The 21,098-nt window shown below is 49.1% G+C and carries 17 protein-coding genes; 16 read left to right on the forward strand and 1 reads right to left on the reverse strand.

The features are described from left to right. The first annotated feature begins 25 nt into the window (after positions 1–25). On the forward strand, positions 26–1,543 hold the full coding sequence (gene cls / locus GJB61_RS14565; RefSeq protein WP_154119217.1) for a cardiolipin synthase: 1,518 nt from the start codon (positions 26–28) through the stop codon (positions 1,541–1,543). A gap of 94 nt (positions 1,544–1,637) precedes the next feature. Here the strand turns inward: cls and GJB61_RS14570 are convergent, their stop codons facing one another. After that, positions 1,638–3,089, reverse strand: coding sequence for a phospholipase D family protein (locus GJB61_RS14570; protein WP_154119218.1), 1,452 nt, complete (start codon positions 3,087–3,089; stop codon positions 1,638–1,640). Positions 3,090–3,315: 226 nt separating this feature from the next. Here GJB61_RS14570 and GJB61_RS32390 point away from each other — a divergent pair, with 226 nt between their 5' ends. The 15 genes from GJB61_RS32390 (at position 3,316) to GJB61_RS14645 (ending at position 20,985) form a co-directional block, all read left to right on the forward strand. Further along, positions 3,316–4,239 (forward strand): MerR family transcriptional regulator, encoded by a 924-nt coding sequence (locus GJB61_RS32390; protein ID WP_338115825.1) that lies wholly within the window; start codon positions 3,316–3,318, stop codon positions 4,237–4,239. A 267-nt stretch (positions 4,240–4,506) separates the two neighbouring features. Further along, complete coding sequence (locus GJB61_RS14580) at positions 4,507–6,054, forward strand: phytoene desaturase family protein (protein WP_267490813.1); 1,548 nt, start codon at positions 4,507–4,509, stop codon at positions 6,052–6,054. Then, positions 6,051–7,607 (forward strand): phytoene desaturase family protein, encoded by a 1,557-nt coding sequence (locus tag GJB61_RS14585; RefSeq protein WP_338115826.1) that lies wholly within the window; start codon positions 6,051–6,053, stop codon positions 7,605–7,607. Before GJB61_RS14580 ends, GJB61_RS14585 begins: the two co-directional genes overlap by 4 nt. After that, complete coding sequence (locus tag GJB61_RS31735) at positions 7,579–8,706, forward strand: phytoene/squalene synthase family protein (protein ID WP_229521690.1); 1,128 nt, start codon at positions 7,579–7,581, stop codon at positions 8,704–8,706. The genes GJB61_RS14585 and GJB61_RS31735 overlap by 29 nt, the downstream gene beginning before the upstream one ends. Next, positions 8,651–9,187 carry a carotenoid biosynthesis protein gene (locus GJB61_RS14595; RefSeq protein WP_338115827.1) on the forward strand — a complete coding sequence of 179 codons (537 nt, stop codon included), beginning with the start codon at positions 8,651–8,653 and terminating at the stop codon, positions 9,185–9,187. The genes GJB61_RS31735 and GJB61_RS14595 overlap by 56 nt, the downstream gene beginning before the upstream one ends. Continuing rightward, positions 9,156–9,893, forward strand: a complete 738-nt coding sequence (locus GJB61_RS14600) for a lysophospholipid acyltransferase family protein (protein WP_154119220.1) — start codon at positions 9,156–9,158, stop codon at positions 9,891–9,893. Before GJB61_RS14595 ends, GJB61_RS14600 begins: the two co-directional genes overlap by 32 nt. Then, on the forward strand, positions 9,890–11,047 hold the full coding sequence (locus GJB61_RS14605; protein WP_154119221.1) for a glycosyltransferase family 2 protein: 1,158 nt from the start codon (positions 9,890–9,892) through the stop codon (positions 11,045–11,047). The genes GJB61_RS14600 and GJB61_RS14605 overlap by 4 nt, the downstream gene beginning before the upstream one ends. Beyond that, positions 11,035–12,519 carry a phytoene desaturase family protein gene (locus GJB61_RS14610; protein WP_229521768.1) on the forward strand — a complete coding sequence of 495 codons (1,485 nt, stop codon included), beginning with the start codon at positions 11,035–11,037 and terminating at the stop codon, positions 12,517–12,519. The genes GJB61_RS14605 and GJB61_RS14610 overlap by 13 nt, the downstream gene beginning before the upstream one ends. Before the next feature lie 152 nt (positions 12,520–12,671). Then, entirely contained in the window at positions 12,672–13,778 is a 1,107-nt protein-coding gene (gene fni / locus GJB61_RS14615) for a type 2 isopentenyl-diphosphate Delta-isomerase (protein WP_154119223.1), read from the forward strand. 64 nt (positions 13,779–13,842) lie between these two features. After that, entirely contained in the window at positions 13,843–14,295 is a 453-nt protein-coding gene (locus GJB61_RS14620) for a GNAT family N-acetyltransferase (RefSeq protein ID WP_154119471.1), read from the forward strand. Between the two features lie 562 nt (positions 14,296–14,857). Continuing rightward, the gene (locus GJB61_RS14625) at positions 14,858–16,177 is read left to right on the forward strand and encodes a S41 family peptidase (protein ID WP_154119224.1); all 1,320 of its coding nucleotides are present in this window, start codon (positions 14,858–14,860) and stop codon (positions 16,175–16,177) included. Between the two features lie 212 nt (positions 16,178–16,389). Beyond that, complete coding sequence (gene ychF, locus GJB61_RS14630) at positions 16,390–17,490, forward strand: redox-regulated ATPase YchF (RefSeq protein WP_154119225.1); 1,101 nt, start codon at positions 16,390–16,392, stop codon at positions 17,488–17,490. 236 nt (positions 17,491–17,726) lie between these two features. Further along, on the forward strand, positions 17,727–18,794 hold the full coding sequence (gene prfA / locus GJB61_RS14635) for a peptide chain release factor 1 (protein WP_154119226.1): 1,068 nt from the start codon (positions 17,727–17,729) through the stop codon (positions 18,792–18,794). 4 nt (positions 18,795–18,798) lie between these two features. Continuing rightward, positions 18,799–19,686, forward strand: coding sequence for a peptide chain release factor N(5)-glutamine methyltransferase (gene prmC / locus GJB61_RS14640; protein ID WP_154119227.1), 888 nt, complete (start codon positions 18,799–18,801; stop codon positions 19,684–19,686). Positions 19,687–19,800: 114 nt separating this feature from the next. Beyond that, on the forward strand, positions 19,801–20,985 hold the full coding sequence (locus tag GJB61_RS14645) for an FtsW/RodA/SpoVE family cell cycle protein (RefSeq protein WP_154119228.1): 1,185 nt from the start codon (positions 19,801–19,803) through the stop codon (positions 20,983–20,985). Positions 20,986–21,098: the final 113 nt, after the last annotated feature.

The raw sequence follows: 21,098 nt of genomic DNA on the forward strand, positions 1-21,098 counted from the left end.
CTAGAAAGAGAAGGTAGGTTGGCAAATGAGAAGAGGATTACAGTCTACAGTCATTATTGGGGCTTTATTAGCATTTTATTACTTCGGGTTCGGGCTATTTGGCAGTACCGGAGGTACAATTATTAGTATTTTTTCTACATTGACGGTCATTTCTATTGGCTTGGCTATTTTTATGGAGAATCGTAATCCTTCTACAACGATGGCATGGATTCTATTGCTTGCCCTGATTCCGGTACTGGGACTTGTCTTCTATTTCCTGTTCGGACAAAATGTGTTCAAACGCCGTAAGTATGACAAAAAAGCCCAGCGCGACCTGATGGCTTACGAACGGATCGAGAATGACGCGCTACGGATGCATCAGGACTGGTCCATTTTTGATCCTTCACGCCAAAAGCTGCTTGGACTGGCTCAAAAATTGGCACGTACGCCTATATCGTTTACTTCGGAGACGCGTATACTGACCAACGGTGAAGAGACATTTGGCACCCTGCTGCTGGAACTGCGTCAGGCTCAGCATCATATTCACATGGAATATTATATTTTTCGTGCGGATCATATCGGAACCCGTATTCAGCAAATTCTGATCGATAAGGCCCGTGCAGGTGTGGTCGTCCGATTTATGTATGATGCAGTCGGCAGCATTCAACTCTCCAAAGCTTTTCTGAAGGAAATGAGTGATGCGGGGGTGCGGGTTGCGGCATACGGTAGTTCCAAATCCTTCTTTTCCTTTTTCTCCAGTCGGGTGAATTACCGGAATCACCGCAAGATTGTTGTTATTGATGGCGATGTTGGATTTATGGGTGGACTTAATGTGGGTGATGAATATCTGAGCCGCAGCAAGACATACGGCTTCTGGCGGGACACGCATATGCTCGTCAGAGGTGAGGCGGTGCGTACGATGCAGATTATCTTTTTACAGGATTGGATGCATACAACGGGTGAGAAGATTCTGGAGCAGGATTATCTTTCCCCGCAGCTGCGGTTTATGTCAGGTGATGGAGCGGTGCAGATCATAGCGAGCGGACCGGATAACGAACGCCGGGCGCTCAAAAATATATTTTTCTCCATGATCACCTCTGCCGAGAAATCGGTGTGGATTGCCAGCCCCTATTTCATTCCCGATGAGGATATTCTAACGGCGATCAGAGTCGCGGCGATGTCCGGGCTTGATGTACGATTGTTATTCCCGGCCAAACCGGACAAATGGATTCCGTTTCTGGCCTCACATTCCTATTTCCCGTCTCTGCTGGAAGCAGGCGTGAAGATTTATGAATATGAGAAGGGCTTTATTCATTCCAAACTGCTGATTATTGACAGTGAAATAGCCACGATAGGCACAGCAAATATGGATATGCGCAGCTTCCACCTTAATTTTGAGGTCAATGCACTGCTGCTTAAGACAGAGAGTGTAGCTCGGATTGTAGCTGATTTCGAGCGGGATTTATTATCCACCAGCCAGATCGTGCAAACAGAGTTCATGAACAAGCGTTTGATAGAACGGCTGCTTGAATCAGGAGCCAGACTGATGTCGCCGTTACTCTAACCAGAAATATATACCGCCTACTTAGAGGCACAATATACACCACCGGGGAAAGAGTGTCCTCGGTGGTGTTTTATTTTACATTCTTCGATATGTCCTAAAATGTGGTGAAACCTAAAGTGGTCTGCAGCCGGAACACCAGGTATTTAAGCCATGTCACATCACTTTGATAATCTTGGAGCGGAAGACTGTATTCCGCACCTTCATTGTTCCATAACCGGTTGAAATAGGCATCCATCTCGGCATAAAGCGGCTGGTCCTGTTTCACTGCTACCCACAAATCGTTCTCCAGATTGTAATCATCCAGATTCCGTGTCGTAAAATTAGTGGAGCCGCCAAGGATAATGGAATTGCCGCTTGGCTTAGCAATGAAGAGCAGTTTAGGGTGGAATTGCTCTTTGGTTGTATTGTACCAGCGGATCGAAATCTTTCCTGCGGAACGTCGGTTTAGGTCCATGGCTACCGGACGGTTCGGAATGCCGATTTTGTCCCGGCCAAAGGCGTTCTGGTTCGGGTCCAATAGGAGATTGACTTTAGCACCACGGGTCGAGGCATCCAGCAGCGCGTTAATGATGCCGTCATCGGCAAGATAGAACATAGCCATCCATACGGTTTCACCCTTTTGGGCAGCTCGGATTTCCTGCAGTGCATACTTGTACACTTTCCCCTCTGTCACATAACGCACCTCCGCCAGTCCTTCTACTTCTCCCTTGTCTTCCTGCGTGAATACAGGTTCTTTGCTCAGCAGGGGACCTGCTCCAGACAAATTGGCTGCTGCCTGCTCCGTTTGTAGAATATCAGCTAGTATAGGACCCTGTACCTCAAGGGCAATATTGGAATGATAGGCACTGGCATCATGTACGTTCCCGGAGGAGATTAGTGCGGTCTTCTCGCTGACAATCACTTTGCGGTGATTTGCCTTCACATTTAGCAGTTTAAGATAGGAGCGCGCCGTGATATCAGGACCTTCGCTTGCCATGAGGTTCGGAATCCAGCCCGTTCCATCTTGTCCGAACCACTGGACGAAGGTACGCCATACGGCCGAATAGGCAGGGGTAGAGTCGCGCAACGCATCAACGTCAGTCATAATGACGTTAATGCCCGCAGCCTTCATTTCCTCCAAGAGAGCGTTGGGAGCAGAACCGTAATTGGTGTTAACCTCGTCTGTAATGAAGACAATGTCCATCTCTGGATAAGCTAATTTTTGCGCGATAAGCTTAGTAGTTAGCGTTCGGCTGACTGGCGGAAACAGCTGGTCTTTATGGGTATAATCATTGAACAAAAACAGGTCGATCACCAAAAACTCCCTAGATTCCCCAATAATCTGTAGTATTCTCGGTAAAATCTGACTCTCTTGTTTCCCTGTGGGGCTGCCATCCGCATAAGTTAAGTCATGCCAGAAGCTCACATGATTAACCTGGTATAGAGGACTCTCGTAAGAAATCCCCTGAGGAAGAGGTTTATGTGTCTGATATATCATTACACCCGTTAGCCAGAGAATGAGCATAAGGGCTAATCGTAGTATCCAGGTGCGGCGGCTTAGTTTCATGGAGTCCTCCTGTAGGTGTGTAGGAGCATATCCCTCCTCTCGGTAGGTTATGGTTATGCTCGGTAATTTATCAACTTCTATATAACCTCCAGAGGTGATAATTGAAGCAACTGGGACCCCTGACTAACGTCGGATGACATTATACTTAGGCTTATGTATAATGAGTGTAAATAATTTGTATAAGGTTTGAGACATTAAATACATATAGCAGTAAGTGGGAAAGAGAGTGAGATACAACGTGTACTCCATCAAACAGGTCGTTGAAATGCTGGATATTCCATCGGTTACGTTAAGAGCCTGGGAAAGCAGGTATCAGGCGGTGACGCCGGAGCGAACCGAGTCCGGATATAGGCTATACAGCCGTGATAATGTGGAGGATTTGCGCTGGTTGAAGGATCAGATCGAGCAACAAGGCATCAGTATCTCGCATGCGGTTCGATTGTTGAAGGTGCAGAAGGAGAAACATCTAGAGGATAATGTGGTCATTAGTGGAACTCCGGAGGATGCCTTTGAGAAGATGAAAGAGCAAATTTATACTGCGCTGCATGAATTTCAAGGGGAGCGGGCCAATGCGTTAATTGATTTTGGTTTCTCTATGTATGGTTACGAAGCTATGTTCCATCAGGTATTGGTGCCTGTTCTAATCAAGGTCGGGGATGCATGGGAAGTGGGCAAGGCGACTGTAGCGCAGGAGCATTATATGACACATATGATTTCTAATCGATTTTATCAATTTTTCAACGTCTTTCCCGTTTATGCGCATTTGCCAAAGGTGCTGGCGTTTTGTCCGGCTGGTGAGCATCATCAGGTTGGATTACTGTTATTTTCACTCTTTTTACGGAAGAATGGAGTGGAGGTTATCTATCTCGGTGCCAATACGCCTGAGGAAGGTATCTTGTCGATACTAGAGCAGCAAAAGCGTATTGGAGCGATCTGTCTGTCAGTTACTGATAAAGCGCTAATTCCATACTGTGAGGGGCTAATCCAGCATCTAAAAGGGGCTTGTCCAGAAGCGGAGTTCATCGTGGGTGGTAAAGCGTACGAAGCTTTCCCCAATTCGGTCGGTGCGCGTTTCATTATGAATGAGCCGCCTGAGCAGTGGCAATCATGGTTTGATAAAATGTTTATTGGCATGAAGAGCAAGATTTAAGGCCAACTAGCGTTGCTGAAAAGGAAATGTAGAGTCCGTTGCGTCACTTATTAGTGATGCTAGGGGCTCTTTTTTTGAATCTAAATATAGATTATTAAACTGGGACATCTATCCTATTGGAATAGTAAAAACTAGCTATATTGGCCTCTGGCTTCGCTGAATGAGATAGCTATAGTTGGTCATTTACATAAGTATTTAATAATTGTATAATGTTTGTAAAGAACTTGTATAATGTTTAGAGATTGTGGGATTTGAGGGGGAGTAGGCTTGATCAGTACAAAGAGTGCCGCAAAGGTTGCTGTTGTCGGAGCTGGGCCAGGTGGACTTGCCGCCGCTATGCTGCTTGCTGCAGAAGGATATCATGTTGAAGTTTATGAGAAGCAGGAGGTAGTTGGCGGGCGTTCGGGAGAGCTTCGACTTGGGAAGTATACCTTTGACCGCGGCGCAACTTTTCTGATGATGCCACACCTGCTGAGAGAGTTGTTTACCTCTGCAGGCCGCTCTATAGATGATTACGTTTCCTTGAAAGAGCTTGATCCGCTGTATTCACTGCATTTCGGCGATACCGTATTCAAACCTTCTACAAATCAGGACCAAACCGCGAATGAGGTCGAAAGGTTGTTTCCGGGTAACGGTGAAGGTTACCGTCGATTCATGGCCAATGAAGGAGATAAGCTGGACAGAGTGCAGCCTTTGTTACAGCGTCCGTTTCAATCTCTTGGTGATTATCTCAAAAAAGATGTTTTGCATGCCCTGCCTAAGCTGCATGCCACTGATACTGTGTACAATCGTCTTTCTAAATATTTTTCGGATGAACGCCTCCGGTTTGCCTTTGCCTTTCAAGCTAAATATTTAGGGATGTCGCCTTGGGAATGTCCAGGTACCTTTACGATTCTTTCCTACATGGAGCATCGTTATGGATTGTATCATCCGATTGGCGGAATCAACCAGGTCTTTCAAGCGATGGCAGATGTGCTGAAAGAGCATGGCGGAAGGGTTCATACCTCCTGCGGGGTGAAGCGTGTGCTGGTCCATAATGGGCAGGCAACGGGGCTGTTGCTCGACAATGGGGACAAAGTAGATGCGGACTATGTCGTGATTGGTGCTGATTTCGGTTCAGCCATGACGGAGATGTTCGAGCCTGGGATATTAAAAAAATACACGCCGAAGAAGGTAGCCATCAAACGATATTCATGTTCTACAGCGATGTTGTATCTGGGAGTGGATGGTGCCGTTGATCTCGGCCATCATTCCGTTCATTTCGCCGAGGATTATCGGCGAAATGTGGAAGAAATCACGAAATTGGGAACCTTGTCTGCGGATCCTTCAATTTATGTGCATAATCCATCCGTTCTCGATCCAACATTGGCACCAGCCGGCAAATCTTCGCTGTATGTGCTGATGCCAGTTCCTAACCTGACAGCAGATATCAACTGGGAGAAGGAAAGTGAGCGGGTAGAAGAAGAAATGCTTGAACGCTTGCAACGTATTCCGGGGCTGGCGAATTTATCCCAGCGGATCGAGGAGAAGCTGTTCTTCTCACCGCGGGATTGGCAGGCAAAGCTGGGCGTGTATAACGGCGCAACGTTTAATCTGGCCCATAATCTGGGCCAGATGATGTATCTGCGACCGCACAATACCTTTCAGGAGGCGCGGGGGATATGGTTGGTCGGGGGCGGAACCCATCCCGGCAGCGGATTGCCGACGATATTCGAGTCGGCCAAGATCAGTGTGCGACTGCTGAAGGAACATGACCGCGCAGCCCGCTCCAGAACGTTCAAGGCCGGAGTAGCCGGAACAAGGGCATCACTGTGAGCCGGGTCGCCATCGTCGGCGGCGGTATCGGCGGGCTTACGGCAGCGCTGCTGCTTAGCCGTATTGGGCAGGAAGTTACGCTGTACGAACGCGCTTCACAGGTCGGTGGGCGTGTAGCTTTTGAAGAGCATGGACCCTACCGGATCGATCGCGGACCCACGATTGTGCTGCTACCAGACATGCTGCGCAGCATCCTTGAGGAAGGGGGTCTACCACCGGAAAGTGTAGAGCTGCTGCGCTGTGATCCACTGTACCGAGTTCATTTTAAGAGCGGTCGGACCTTAACCAAGGTGAATGGAATTCAGGAGCAGGCTGCAGAGGTTGAACGTTGTTTTCCCGGTGAGGGTAAAGGATTTATCCGCTTTATGCATGATATGTCGATCTTATATCCATTAGGTAAAGCTTCTTTTCTTGAGCGGGGCTTTAAGAGCCGCAGTGAGTTCTTCAGTTTTGGCAACCTGTCGCTGATGGTCCGCCTACAAGCCTATAAGAGTCTGAAAGAAGCAGTTGGACGCTATTTTCAAAGTGAAGAGCTGAAGGATGCCTTCTCCCTACAAAGCTTATATATCGGCGGTGCTCCTTTCCGTACCCCCGGAATCTATACCATGCTTCCTTATGCGGAGCAGGCCTTCGGCATCTGGATGTTGAAGGGTGGCTACGGCGAACTGCCGCGAATTATGCTCCGGGAGCTGAAAAGCCGCGGGGTCACTATTCATACACATACTGAAGTTCAATCTCTGCTGGTAAGTGGCGGACAATGCCATGGAGTAGTCATTGAGGGAGAAGCCATTTCATATGATGCTGTGTTATATAACGGCGACTTTCCGCATTTAGAAGGGCTCCTGCCACAGGGGGTTACCAAGAAAGTCCGTAACACGCAAAAAGCCAGCCAGCCTCAACTTTTAACTAGGACGGATTCAAGCCCGGCATTAAACCAGCCGGCCAGCAAGTTTCTCCCCTCATCAGGTTGTTTGCTTATTTACGTGGCAGCCTCCAAAAGATGGGAGGAATCGCTGACACACCAGTTTTTTCTGCCTGATAGTCTAAATGACAGCTTGCGGGAGGTATTTGATCGGAATATCATTCCCGATAAGCCTTCCTATTATGTCTTCAACCCGGCGGCGCTGGATGAGAGTGCCGCTCCGCCAGGAGAAAGTATATTGTACTTTCTTGTTCCAGTTCCTGCGGCGCAAGAAATTAACTGGGAAACTGCCGCTGGCCCGTTGGCCGACAAAGTACTAGCGGATGCAGAGTCTCGCGGATTTCCCGGACTTGCTGACAGTATGGTTTGGCGCAAAGTCCGTACTCCTATGGATGCTAAGCAGGAAGGGATGTTCGGTGGAGGGAGCTTTGGGATTGCCCCAGTGCTGTCTCAATCGGGCGTATTCCGACCTCAGCCCAAGCCTTTTAAGATAGAAGGATTGTATGCGGCTGGCGCTTCTGTGCATCCCGGGGGTGGGGTGCCGATTGTAATGCAGGGAGCCAGACTGGCCGTCCATGAACTGATAAAGGAGCTGAGTATAAATGAAGGAAGACGTATTGCAAAAGTGTGAGGAAATGATCAGAATTGGGTCCTCATCGTTTTACCGGGCATTTGACGGACTGCCCAGCCCGCGCCGTGAGGCGGTGCATGTTATATATGCTTTTTGCCGCATCATTGATGATAGTGTGGATGAGCCGGAGAAGTCGCCGTTCACTATTCATGAGCTCCGCAATCAGTTTCAGGACTTGGAGCGTGCAGATGGACACTTTATCTGGCCTGCGCTGCGCTGGCTGTTCCGCAGTTTCCCGCAACTGGGGAAGGAACCGTTTCTATTGCAGATGGAAGGCCAGCTAAATGACCTCACCTTCACTCATTATGAAACGATGGAGCAGCTCGAATCCTATTGTTATCTCGTAGCGGGTACCGTCGGAGAAATGCTGCTTCCTGTTCTTAGAGATGACGGCAGCGAAGAAGCGCAGGCAGCAGGTATTGCTCTCGGGATAGGAATGCAGTTTGTGAACATCATTCGTGATGTGGGCGAGGATCTGGGACGTGGGCGCCGATATCTTCCACTTGAGGTGATGAAGAAGAACGGATATAGCCAGCCGGAACTGGAAAAGGGCGTAGTGAACAAGCCGTTTATAGCTGTATTGCATGAGCTTAAAGAAAGTGCGCTATATTGGTTCGAAAAAGGGCTGGACAATCTCGATACCTATCCACCGGAGAGTGGTATGGCAGTAGAATTAGCAGCAGCCTTCTATGCGGGCATACTCGATGCCGTGGCAGCGATGAGGCTAAGCTGCAAATGTATCGGCGCACGGCTGCACGTTATGCTTCAGGTTTTAGCAGCAAGGGCAAGACGGCGGCATTTTAATGATCAGATATTTATTCTGGGCTTGGTATTTTATAGGTGCGCTGCTCTTAATCGTGTTCAGCATACCGGAAAGCTTACAATTCTCCAATGGCCTATTTCTTATTTTTTATGCCGTATATGCTCTGGATTTAACGAACAAGGGGCTAGAACGCCCCTTCCTGTCCGACCAGTCAGTCATTTATTGGTGTGGCCTTCCAATCTGGCTGTCCGCTATCGTGATTTGGACAGGAGGCATGGGTGTGGAGTGGCTTGGTGTTCATTCCGGCAGGCTGTTTGGCAGTTACGAATATTCTGATATTTTGGGGCCATTGTTATTTGGTGTCCCTATTACTTTAGGTTTTGCTTGGATTGCTGTCGTATGCGGTGCAGTCTTGATCAGTAATGATTTCGGCCTGACTGGGGTCCGGTTGTCTTTGGTCCGGGCTGTACAAACAGGCTTCTGGAGCGTTTTATTAGATTTGGTTCTCGATCCTGTGGCTCATGCCAAGGGCTTTTGGCATTGGGGGAGCAGTGGGGGACTGTACGGCGTTCCCTGGAGTAATTTTCTCGGCTGGTTCATCGTCAGTGCAGCTTTGTCGTTGTCCTTGCAGGTCTTTAAAATATCCCGCCTGAGCGCGCGTCGGGGGACCCGATTGTATCAGGCTATTCTAATTATGTTCGGGCTCATAGCCGTGCGTGAGGGATTATCACTCTGTGCTTGGATAGCGGGGCTGGGAGCTTTGCTGGCAGAAGGGAGTTTGTATTATGCTGGAAGCCGTCAGATCAAGAAGCTTTGATAAGTTGTTCTACCGTTACAATTACCATTATTTAATTCGTAGACATTTCCGTTATTTTGGGGTGGCCGGAGAGCTGCAGCCACCTTCTATAGAGGGCAGACCTGTGCTGTACATTATGAATCACAGTTCATGGTGGGACGGATTGCTCGCATACCATGCGGCTAGAACGCTGACGAATCGGGTGCACTATTTCATGATGGAGGAAGAGCAGCTGCGCAAGTATGCTTTTTTTCGCAAGTTGGGAGCGTATTCAATGAATCGGCATAGTACGGGAGATATCAGTGCCTCGCTGCGTTACACCTCGAGACTGCTCCGGGCTGGAGGCAGTGTATGGATGTATCCAGAGGGGGAAATCCAACCCTTAGAGCATCGTCCGATGGTATTGAAGGCAGGCGCTGGCCTTGTGCTGCGCCTGTGTCCGGAAGCGGTCGTTGTGCCGGTAACGTTGTATCATGGCTTATTTCGTCATCCCAAGCCGGAGGCGACATTGTTGGCCGGGGTTCCGCTTGCCCATTCCTGGAAGGATATGAACCGCAACAGCATTGGGGATGAGCTGCAGACTGTGCTGGAAGAACAATTGAATAACCACCGCCAAATGATCATCAATAATGGTGGTTATGTACCTGAACAATTCCAACCTCTGATGAAGCAGGGCCGTTCCACCAATGAATGGTTTGATGCCGTACTTGGCAGGAGAAGACGATGATACTACTGCTGCAGATTATCAGTGGCTGTCTGCTGCTGCAACTGCTGTTTGCGCTATGGAACACTACACGGCTGCCGAAGCTTGGGGTGGTAAAGCGGGCCGTACATTCAATTTCCGGTCCACCTTTGATTCAAAAGGGAGTTCCACGATTGTCCGTACTGATTCCAGCTCGTGACGAGGCTGATAATATTGCCGCTTGTCTGGCATCTGTGCTGGCTTGTAGAAGCGTCGGCTGGGACTTTGAGGTGCTCGTGCTGGATGATCGTTCCAGTGATGGAACTGGAGAACTTGCTGCTGCGACTGGAGATCACCGGGTTAAGGTGCTAGCCGGTCGGGAGCTGCCAGAGGGTTGGTTGGGCAAGTCCAATGCTTGCGTTCAGTTAGCGGAAGCAGCGAGTGGGACTTGGTTGCTCTTCTTGGACGCAGATATCAGACTCCGTCCAGAGGCGCTGGAAGCGGCTATATTGACAGCTACTGCTCAAGGAGGCGGCTTGGTGACTGGCTTCCCCTGGCAGGTAACGAGGACATGGCTCGAAAAGCTGATTGTGCCGTTAATGAACTTCACCATCATCTGCCATCTGCCAATTCCACTGGTTCGTGGCTCCAAAGATTCCCGATTTGTAGCCGCACATGGAGGATTTATGCTGATTCATCGGGACAGTTATTCACGTAGTGGAGGCCATGCCGGCATCCGTGCCGAGCTTGTCGATGATATGGCTTTAGCTCGCGCAGTAAAGATTTCGGGAGATCCTGTGACACTGGCTAACGTTGTGGATTATACGGAAATGCGCATGTATCATAACGCACAAGAGGTGTGGAAGGGCTATCGCAAGAACATTTATGCCGGTCTGGGTCGCCGTCCTCTTTTGCTGCTAGGCTTATTAACTGTCTATACAATGCTATATGTATTGCCTATTGTGACACTTACTTTTGCTTGTCTGGCAAATCAGGGAACACTGACGTTATGGGCGCTACTTGCAGCCCTGTTAGGTATAGCTATCAAACGGACCAGTGATGCATCTGCTAAACAAGCGGTTTGGTTGTGCCTGCTGGTATCCGTAAGCATGCTTGGCCTGATCGCTATTGCGATCAGCTCTTGGCGGGGCGCTAAGGTCGGGCAAGGCTATGAATGGAAAGGGAGATGGTACCGTTGAAATCGAAAGCTGTGATTATCGGTGCCGGGTTCGGTGGACTGTCCTGTGCGGTAACTCTTGCTTCCAAAGGTTGGGATGTAACTGTGCTGGAACGTCAGCATCATCCCGGTGGCAAGCTGCAGCGTATTCAGACTGGCGGGTATACCTTTGACCGTGGACCCAGCACCATTACAATGCCTCAGGTTTTTCGCTCATTGTATGAGCTTGCTGGGGTCGCAATGGAGGATCATGTCCAGCTCTATGAACTAGAACCGCGCACACGCAATGTATTTGCAGATGGAAGAGTGGTGGATTTGTCTCGGGATGCCAGATATATGAAAGAACAAATTGCTGCATACAGTCCAGCCGATGCTGCCCGTTACACGGATTTTATGACTGAAGCTGCTGTAATGTATCGCCTCAGTGAGAAGCGGTTTCTGAACAAGTTGTTACTCTCCTGGCGGGACAAAATCTCTCCGGCACTTGTGCGTGACCTGCTTCGTGTACGGCCTTTTCTTAGCCTGCAGGCACTGCTGTTGCGATACTTCAGTCACCCACATACGCTCGCAATGTTGGGGCGTTATGCTACTTATGTTGGATCATCGCCTTACCGTTCCCCTGCTATCTTTGCCATGCTGGGATATGTGGAGAGTGAAGAGGGCGTATTTGGTGTGAAGGGCGGTACATACAAGCTGGTGGAGGGTCTCGTGTCCCTGGCTGAACGATTGGGTGTGAACATCGTAACCGATACGGAAGTAACAGCGATCTCGGTGGTGAATGGTGCGGTAGAAGGGGTGGAGACGGAAAAAGGTTTCTACGCTGCCAAAACGGTGATCGCCGGGGGCGATGTGCTTAGTATTAACCGGATGCTGCTGCCGGAGCGCAGTCGTCCAGCCATGAGCAACCGCAAAATCGCTTCCTATGAGCCCTCTCTCTCAGGTCTGGTTACGCTCGCTGGCGTCCCACAGAAGTATTCTGCACTGCTGCATCATACGGTATTTTTCCCGGAGCAATATGAGCCGGAATTTAAGGATGTTTTTGAACAGAAGCGCCCTCCGCAGAACCCCACCGTTTATGTATGTCACTCCGGGTATTCCGAGCCGGGTATGGCCCCGGAAGGCGGCAGCAATCTGTTTATACTTGCTAATGCGCCGTATGTGAATGAGGCTTGTGACTGGCGGGAAGAGACATCTATCTATGGAGCGAGAGTCTTATCGACACTTGCCGGACATGGTATTTCCGGTGTGGATCAAGGAGATGTTATGCTGCATTACACGCCACAGGATATCGCCGATGATACGCTCTCGCATAAAGGAGCCATCTATGGGATTTCTTCGAACTCCATTCGCCAGACTTTCTCTAGACCAAGCAACCGTTCCAGTGATGTGTTAGGTCTCTGGTATGTAGGCGGCACCACACATCCCGGTGGAGGAACACCGGTTGTATCATTGTCCGGTCGGCTTGTAGGTGAACATATTGCCAATAAATCGTAGATTGGAAGTACACAAGCGATATCCTCTTATTGTAAATTCAGACTCGCGGATGTGTTATAATGAAGCGTATTGCGTAGAAAAACAGTATGGAGATGGGCCAAACGCCAGCTATCGTACTTCAAATATAGGCTGAGGAACGGGAGGAAGATATCATGAATGATACGCCACAGGATGCCGTGCCGCAGGAAGTGAAGGGGCAGCCTGGCGCGGATCATGGCGGTTCCCTGCTGCCAACCTCCAAGACAGGTGAACGAAAGATTGAGCATGTTCGTCTCTGCCTGAATGAGGAAGTAGGCGGTAGCGGCATTACTACTGGTTTTGAGCATTACCGGTTCCGGCATAACGCTCTTCCAGAACTGGATTTTAACAACATCTCGCTGCGCACAGTCTTTCTGGAACGTCAGTTGCGTACACCGCTGTTAATCAGTTCCATGACGGGTGGCAGTGCAGCTACCGGGGCCATCAACGCCCGGCTGGCCGAGGCTGCTGAACGTCGGGGCTGGGCGCTTGGTGTAGGCTCTGTTCGAGCGGCGGTAGAGCGCTCTGAACTTGCTTCTTCCTTTCGTGTACGGGACAATGCGCCGAGCATTCCTGTGATCGCCAATATCGGTGCTGTACAGTTGTCTTATGGCTTTGGTGTAGAAGAATGCCGCCGGGCTGTAGAGATTGTTGGCGCAGATTATCTGGTACTGCATTTGAACGGACTTCAGGAGGTCTTTCAACCGGAAGGCAACACTGGCTTTGCTTCTCTGCTGTCGCAGATTGAGCAGGTATGCCGCAGGCTTGAAATTCCGGTAGGTGTGAAGGAGGTCGGCTGGGGTATAGATGGCGAGACAGCAGCCAGGCTCTATAATGCCGGAGCGGCCTTTATTGACGTAGCTGGTGCAGGCGGCACCTCCTGGAGTCAGGTGGAGAAGTTCCGCAGCACGGACCCTGTTCGCCGCGCTGCGGCTGAGGCCTTTGCCGATTGGGGGATTCCTACTGCAGAATGCATCGCTGAGGTGCGGGCGGTGTCTCCGAACGGCGCTTTGATTGGCAGCGGTGGATTAAAGCATGGTGTGGACGCGGCTAAAGCATTGGCACTGGGTGCGGATCTCGCTGGTTTCGGTCGGAATCTGCTCGGTCCAGCAGTTCATTCGGAAGAAGCGCTGGATGCGGCGCTGGCTCAGATTGAGCTGGAGCTGCGAACGGCCATGTTCGGCATCGGCGTATCGGATCTCGCAGCACTGCGTGGTACTTCCCGCCTAGTCCGCCGCTAGAAATAAGAAGCTGAATACACTGAAGTAAGGAAAGGGTCTAACAATCATGATCAAACTGGTCCAAATGGACGAAACAACATTTCAATTTTTTCTAGGACAATCTACTCGCGATTATGCGGAAGGTAAGATGAAAGCAGGGGCTTGGGATGTAGTTAGTGCGCTGAAGCAATCCAAGGAAGAAATGACGCAATTTCTGCCTAAAGGTTTGAATACGGAAGGCGCTTATTTATATTCTGTAGTGGAGCTCGAAAGCGACACTCAGGCCGGATACATCTGGTTCAATGTCAATGAAGGACGCAGTGGGCTGGAAGCCTTCATTTATGATATTTATATTTTTGAACCCTTTCAGGGTAAGGGGTATGGCAAGCTAGCGATACTGGCACTGGATGAAGAAGCACGGGCGATGAATATCACCAAAATCGGCCTGCATGTCTTCGGCCAGAACAACCGTGCCTTCGAGCTGTACCAAAAAATGGGCTATATCGTAACCGATATTTCGATGTCTAAAGAGCTGTGAAAAACAGAGGGCAGTACATCGAAATAGAGGGATTTTTCCCCTCTAATTCCTCTAATATAAAGTTTTAAGCGAAATTCTATCTCAAAATCAGGGGTTAACCCAGTGAAGCGGACTGAGAAGTCCCTATTTGTTCAAAACCAGGCGATTTGGGAATTTGACGGACACTAGCGACGTTATTGACCCCATATCTTCTCAAAAGAAACTGTTTTTGCGTCAATAGCGTCATCTGAGTCCGCTTCCTGTTCCCAAACCCTGTTCAAAAGTGAAATAGCGGCGCTACAGTCCGCCAAGTTTGAACTTCCACTATTCCGGCTTTGTATGTTTTTGCTTTGTTGTTCGCTCGCTTGAATTTGTCAGCCACTAATTTTGGGTTTAAACCAATAAAGTTTTGCATTTTAAAAAGGACCTCTGGAAAGAGGTCTTTTTTGTGTGCTGTCTCGACGAAATTTGTAAATAATTGTGACATATATCTTTGAAATAGAATTAATAGAAAAATATTATTAAAGGATTGAATTCCTTAAAATGGATTTGTTTATAAATCAAAGGTAAAGGGTGGTCTGAATTGAGAAAAAAAATTATCTGGCTGCTAATTTCAGCTGTAGCTGCTTTAGCAGTGGTCGGATGCAGAAGCGGAAATTCTTCCGGTGGGAACGATTCTGTTAAGGCATCAGCTTCAATTAGCGAAACTCCGCTAGCCAGCGCCCCGGCCCTGACGATGGAGCAAAAGCTACAGGATTTTGAGTACATGTGGACGATTATGGAAGAGAATTATCCTTTCTTTGAAGTGAACAAGCGTCTGAACGGTGTGGATTGGCTGGCGAATAAGGAGAAATACCGCAGTGAAATTGCAGCAACAAGGACGGATGAGGAGTTTTTTAAAGGGATAAACTCTGTGTTGAGCGAGCTAAATAACTTACATACGGAATTTATCAATGAACAAGGGTACAACATGTTGACGGAGATTTATACACAGGTGGGGGCGATAATGGAGCCGTGGCTTCAGGTGCTTCAACAGCCAGAAGTCTTGGCACGCTATAACAAGAAATCCCTATTGAAGCAGCAAAGTACGACAGAGGCAAGTCCTGTTGAAGGTGCTGATGGCACTGAGAATGTAGAAGCTGGAGCAAACGAGCAGACCAGTGGAAACGTGAAGAAAACTATTATTAAACCCTATCAAATAGCTTACCTCGGCTTAAGTAGCTTTGCGGGACAATTTATGGAGCAGGATGCGCCTGAGATCCGTGAGTTCTTGACAGAGGTTAAGGATTACAAGACTCTTCTTATAGATATCCGCGGAAATGGAGGAGGCAGTACTAATTACTGGCGGTTATATATCGTACCTCTGCTGATCAATAAACCCGTAAACTATAGCACTTATTATTTATATAGAGGTGGGGAATATGCGGAGGCTTTTTTACAGCCACGCCATTTAGTAGGTCTGGATCCTATTGTCGAGATTAGTAAAAAGAATTTGCCTAATATTCCGCCTGAGGCGACAACAATGTTTAAGGATTTTATGACTGTCAGCGATGATGTGCAGCCCATTAAATCTGTTGGATTCAAAGGGAAAATATACTTGCTTGTGGACCATGCCGTTTTTTCTGCTTCCGAGGGATTTGCTGCGTTTGCCAAAGGAAGTGGATTTGCCACAGTAGTAGGTGCACAGACAGGGGGAGACGGTTTAGGAGCAGATCCATTATTGGCGGCCTTGCCGAACAGCGGGTATGTGTTCAGGTTTTCTCTGGAAATGGGCCTTACCTCTGACGGAAGCTGTAACGAGGAGGTGAAGACGATCCCTGATGTGGAAGTCGAACCCGATACCACTAAGCCCTTATTGGAGCAGCCGGCAATTCAGAAGGTGCTGGAGCTTGCAGGATCTTAGGTGAGCGGAGCGGTTTGGATTGGCTTTATTTTCGCAACTTATAGCCGTAATACATGCCTATTTGTCCCTTTCGTGGCCTTGACACCGCCTTATCCCGGACACACAAGCTTGACATCCGGTGTTGCTGGAGCATATGTTCTAATATATAATGGTTTAGATCGTGTGGTTTGTTCGGATGATCAATCCAACTGAAAATAGGAGTTGTCATATAAATGGCTTTGAAAGCTGGAATCGTTGGACTTCCCAACGTCGGGAAATCTACATTGTTTAATGCTATAACGCAAGCAGGAGCAGAAGCTGCTAACTATCCGTTTTGCACTATTGACCCTAACGTGGGCGTCGTTGAAGTTCCGGACGAACGTCTGGTAAAGCTGACTGAATTGGTTCAGCCTAAGAAAGTGGTTCCGACCGCTTTTGAATTTGTAGATATTGCCGGGCTTGTGCGCGGTGCTAGTAAAGGTGAAGGTCTTGGCAACAAGTTTCTGGCTCATATCCGCGAAGTGGATGCTATCGTACATGTTGTGCGTTGTTTTGAAGACGAGAACGTTACGCACGTTGATGGTAAAGTGAATCCGCTTAGCGACATTGAGACGATTAATCTGGAACTGATCCTTGCGGATCTGGAGAGTATCGAGAAACGGATTGATCGTGCCCGCAAAAACCTCAAGGGCGGCGAGAAGAAAATCGTTCAGGAAGTCGAGCTGCTGGAGCGCATTAAGGAAGCTCTTTATAAAGACAAGCCCGCACGCAGCCTGGAGTTGTCTGAAGAGGAACAACTTATTGTGCGCGATCTTCATCTGCTGACGCTGAAGCCGGTACTCTATGCGGCTAATGTGGGCGAAGATGAAGTGGCCGATGCCGACAATAATCCATTTGTACAACAGGTGCGTGAGTTTGCGGCTTCCGAGAATGCGGAAGTTGTGCCAATCAGTGCCAAGATGGAAGCAGAAATTGCCGAACTGGAAGGCGAAGACAAGGCGATGTTCCTGGAAGAGCTTGGACTACAGGAATCCGGTCTGAACCGTTTGATCAAAGTAGCTTATAAACAGCTTGGCTTGTATACGTATTTCACAGCAGGCGTACAGGAAGTTCGCGCTTGGACGATCCACCGCGGAACCAAAGCGCCTGGAGCAGCTGGTGTCATTCACACCGACTTTGAGCGTGGTTTTATCCGTGCGGAAGTTGTGGCCTATGCGGATCTGCTGGCAGCCGGTTCGATGAACGGGGCCAAGGAACGTGGTCAATTGCGTCTGGAAGGTAAAGAATATTTGGTGCAGGACGGCGATGTTATGCATTTCCGGTTCAACGTATAAACTGCTACCAGCCATATAAAAAGATAAACAGGTCATCCCATGATAAGGCTCATGGGATGGTCTTTTTTTGTAATATAGGATTCCTTTATAACAGCAAGAAAAAACTTTATGATACCCACTGTAGCCAATTCGACATATCAGTGGTATAATATAAAGTCGTATATCTATTTTTATTAGATAACGATATAAAAGCTTAATTTGTCAATATGAAATTGAAACAGGAGAGGTGAATTCCCTTGTTGGACCGATTGCAATCCCTGGCGGGCCGCTACGAGAAACTCAGTGAACTGCTTTGTGATCCGGATGTTGCAAGCGATAGTAAGAAACTGAGGGACTATTCCAAAGAACAATCAGACCTGCAGCCAGCCTATGAGGCGTATGCTGAATATAAAAATGTAATGGAAGAGCTTGAAGCCGCTAAGATTATGCAGGGCGAGAAGCTTGATGATGACATGAAGGAAATGGTCAAGATGGAGATTGATGACCTTTCTTCGCGTCAAGTGGAGCTGGAGGCTAAGATTCATCTGCTGCTGCTGCCTAAAGACCCTAATGATGACAAGAACGTGATCGTGGAAATCCGCGGTGCGGCTGGCGGAGACGAAGCGGCCTTGTTCGCGTCTGATCTCTACCGGATGTACACTCGTTTTGCCGATACCCAAGGCTGGCGCGTCGAGTTAATGGATGCGAACACGAATGACCTCGGCGGATTTAAAGAGGTGATCTTCCTCATCAACGGACGTGGTGCTTACAGCAAATTGAAATATGAAAGTGGCGCACATCGGGTACAGCGTATTCCAACGACTGAATCGGGTGGACGTATTCATACCTCTACCTCTACGGTTTCGGTGATGCCGGAAGCAGAGGAGTTTGAAATCGAAATTCACGATAAAGATATTCGTGTAGATACCTTCTGTTCCAGTGGCGCGGGCGGCCAGTCCGTTAATACAACCAAATCTGCAGTTCGTGTAACCCATATCCCAACGGGTATCATGGCTACCTGTCAGGATGGCAAGTCGCAGAACTCCAATAAAGACAAGGCATTGCAAGTGCTTCGTGCCCGGATCTCGGATATGAAGCGTCAGGAGGAAGAAGCGAAGTATGCCGGAGAACGGAAAAGCAAAGTCGGCACCGGTGACCGCAGTGAGCGTATTCGGACTTATAACTTCCCGCAGAGCCGGGTTACGGATCACCGGATCGGCCTTACCTTGCACCGTTTGGAGCAGGTCATGAATGGAGATATTGCCGATATTATCTCGGCGCTGTCGATTGCAGAGCAAGCAGATTTGATGGAAAAAGGAGAATAATGCTTTGAAACACGACGCATATGTCATGTCGGAAGTGCAAAGCATCCGGGAAGCCTTTGCGGAGGCTTCTTCTTTTTTAAGCAGGAGCGGCGTGAATGAGCCGCAGCGCAGTGCTCAGCTATTGCTTGAGCACGTGCTTGGCTTGTCCGGCGCAGCGTATTACATGGCGCTGGCTGATCCTTTTCCGGCGGCGGATCGGGAAGCCTGGGAAGTCATGGTTACCCGCCGCGGCGCAGGCGAACCTGTGCAATATATTATAGGCGAGCAAGAATTCTACGGGCGGGTCTTTGAAGTAACACCGGAGGTGTTGATTCCCCGTCCGGAGACTGAGCTGCTCGTCGAAGCCATTCTGCGCTACAGCGCGGAGCTGTGGCCTGCGGCGCAGTCGCTGACCGCCGTCGACATCGGCGCCGGCAGCGGAGCGATCTCCGTCACGCTGGCGGCCGAAGCGCCGGCGTGGCGGGTCTGCGCTGGCGACATCTCGCCGGCAGCGCTAACCGTGGCTGCGCGCAACGCAGCGCGTCACGGCACAGCCGTGGACTTTCGGCTCGGCGACCTGCTCGAGCCGTTCGCGGGGATGGAGACGGATATTCTCGTCTCCAATCCGCCCTACATTCCCGGCGCAGAGATCGCCGGGCTGCAGCGTGAGGTGCGCGACCATGAGCCGCGCACGGCGCTGGATGGCGGCGCGGACGGGCTGGACCCGTACCGCCGCATGATGGAGCAGTTGCCGCTCTTCCCGGCACCACCGCGGCTAGTCGGCTTCGAGCTTGGCCTCGGCCAGGCGGAACAGGTGGCCGCGCTGCTGGAAGCGACCGGCCACTGGAGCGAGATCATCACGATTCATGACCTCGCGGGGATCGCGCGGCATGTATTAGGTATAACGCGCTGAGGCTAGTTCTAGTAGCGCAGAAATTGCATTTTTACGGAACCTTCCTTTACAATAGAAATATCTATGCGCAAGATGCGTATCCGGATAGCCCACTCTAGAGCAAGGAGGCACAGCATGCTTCAGAAGATAAAAAAGATCGATGGCGTCATCATACTTATATTAGTATTACTGATGGTCGTCAGCATCTTCTCCATATACAGTGTCACCCATGGGAGAGACAAGCTGGATGGGTCCCATATTAAAATGATCAAATTTTATATCCTTGGCTTTATTGCCTTTTTTGGCCTGACTTTTGTAGATTATCGATTGATTGTGAAATATGCTCTCTATATATATGCTTTTGGTATTGGAATCCTGGTGCTAGTCAGCTTCATTGGTAAGGAACAGAACGGAGCCCAAGGCTGGATTAAGTTCGGAGGACAGAGTCTTCAGCCTGCTGAGTTGTTCAAGCTGATTTTGATTCTTTTTTTGGCAGCCGTGCTTGTCCGGAAAAATAAAAACAAACTCTTATTCTGGCGTGATGTATTTCCGCTTGGATTGATCACCATCGTCCCTTTTCTCCTTGTCATTTCCCAAAATGACTTAGGAAACGCACTCTCCTATATCGTAATTCTGGTCGGGCTGTTATGGATTGGGAATATCAAGTTTACGCATGCACTGATCGGGTTGCTTATTATTGGTTGCTCTGCGGCAGCCGGAATTATGAGCTATATCCATTATCATGATGAAATCAAAGATTTTCTTACCGATATCGGCCGATCCCACTGGGTGGAGCGCTTTGATCCTTGGCTTGTGCCGGATAAGGCGACAGCAAAAGCGAGCTATCATACGAAGAACGCCAAGCTAGCAATTGCTTCAGGTGGAATGAGCGGGGAAGGTTACATGGAAGGCAGCTCTGTCCAAACAGACCGAGTACCGTATACTTACTCTGACTCTATCTTTGTGCAGATTGCCGAAGAGTTTGGATTTGTAGGCTCTGCGCTGGTATTGCTGCTGTATTTTATCCTCATTCACCGAATGATTCTGATTGCTCTAGAAAGTCGAGATAGGGGTGGGCCATTTCTGATTGTAGGTGTGGTTGCCATGATGCTGTACCAGATATTTGAGAACATCGGCGCATTCCTCGGACTCATGCCGTTAACAGGAATTACCTTGCCCTTCATCAGCTTCGGAGGTACGTCATTGCTTATCAACATGGCCAGTATCGGGCTGGTAATGAGTGTACGCCTGCATGGACAAGAAGTAGAAGATGACATGCCGAAGTCAAGCCTTTATTCAGCGCCAGCCAAACTGGGTTAAGCTACTAGCAGGCTAACTAATTTAAACCATGGGATCTCATTGTTGTGGATGAGGTCTTGTGGTTTTTTGTTTATTTATGGATATTATTCCTATAGAATGTAAAGAGGGGCTAT

Source organism: Paenibacillus monticola (assembly GCF_009664975.1).
Classification (GTDB): domain Bacteria; phylum Bacillota; class Bacilli; order Paenibacillales; family Paenibacillaceae; genus Paenibacillus_AQ; species Paenibacillus_AQ monticola.

Bases quoted from the DNA above. Each gene is read 5' to 3' on its own strand.
- GJB61_RS31735 (WP_229521690.1), top strand. From the start codon at position 7,579: ATGAAGGAAGACGTATTGCAAAAGTGTGAGGAAATGATCAGAATTGGG.
- GJB61_RS14645 (WP_154119228.1), top strand. From the start codon at position 19,801: ATGCTTCAGAAGATAAAAAAGATCGATGGCGTCATCATACTTATATTA.
- GJB61_RS14600 (WP_154119220.1), top strand. From the start codon at position 9,156: ATGCTGGAAGCCGTCAGATCAAGAAGCTTTGATAAGTTGTTCTACCGT.
- cls (WP_154119217.1), top strand. From the start codon at position 26: ATGAGAAGAGGATTACAGTCTACAGTCATTATTGGGGCTTTATTAGCA.
- GJB61_RS14620 (WP_154119471.1), top strand. From the start codon at position 13,843: ATGGACGAAACAACATTTCAATTTTTTCTAGGACAATCTACTCGCGAT.
- GJB61_RS14570 (WP_154119218.1), bottom strand. From the start codon at position 3,089: ATGAAACTAAGCCGCCGCACCTGGATACTACGATTAGCCCTTATGCTC.
- ychF (WP_154119225.1), top strand. From the start codon at position 16,390: ATGGCTTTGAAAGCTGGAATCGTTGGACTTCCCAACGTCGGGAAATCT.
- fni (WP_154119223.1), top strand. From the start codon at position 12,672: ATGAATGATACGCCACAGGATGCCGTGCCGCAGGAAGTGAAGGGGCAG.
- GJB61_RS14605 (WP_154119221.1), top strand. From the start codon at position 9,890: ATGATACTACTGCTGCAGATTATCAGTGGCTGTCTGCTGCTGCAACTG.
- GJB61_RS14610 (WP_229521768.1), top strand. From the start codon at position 11,035: ATGGTACCGTTGAAATCGAAAGCTGTGATTATCGGTGCCGGGTTCGGT.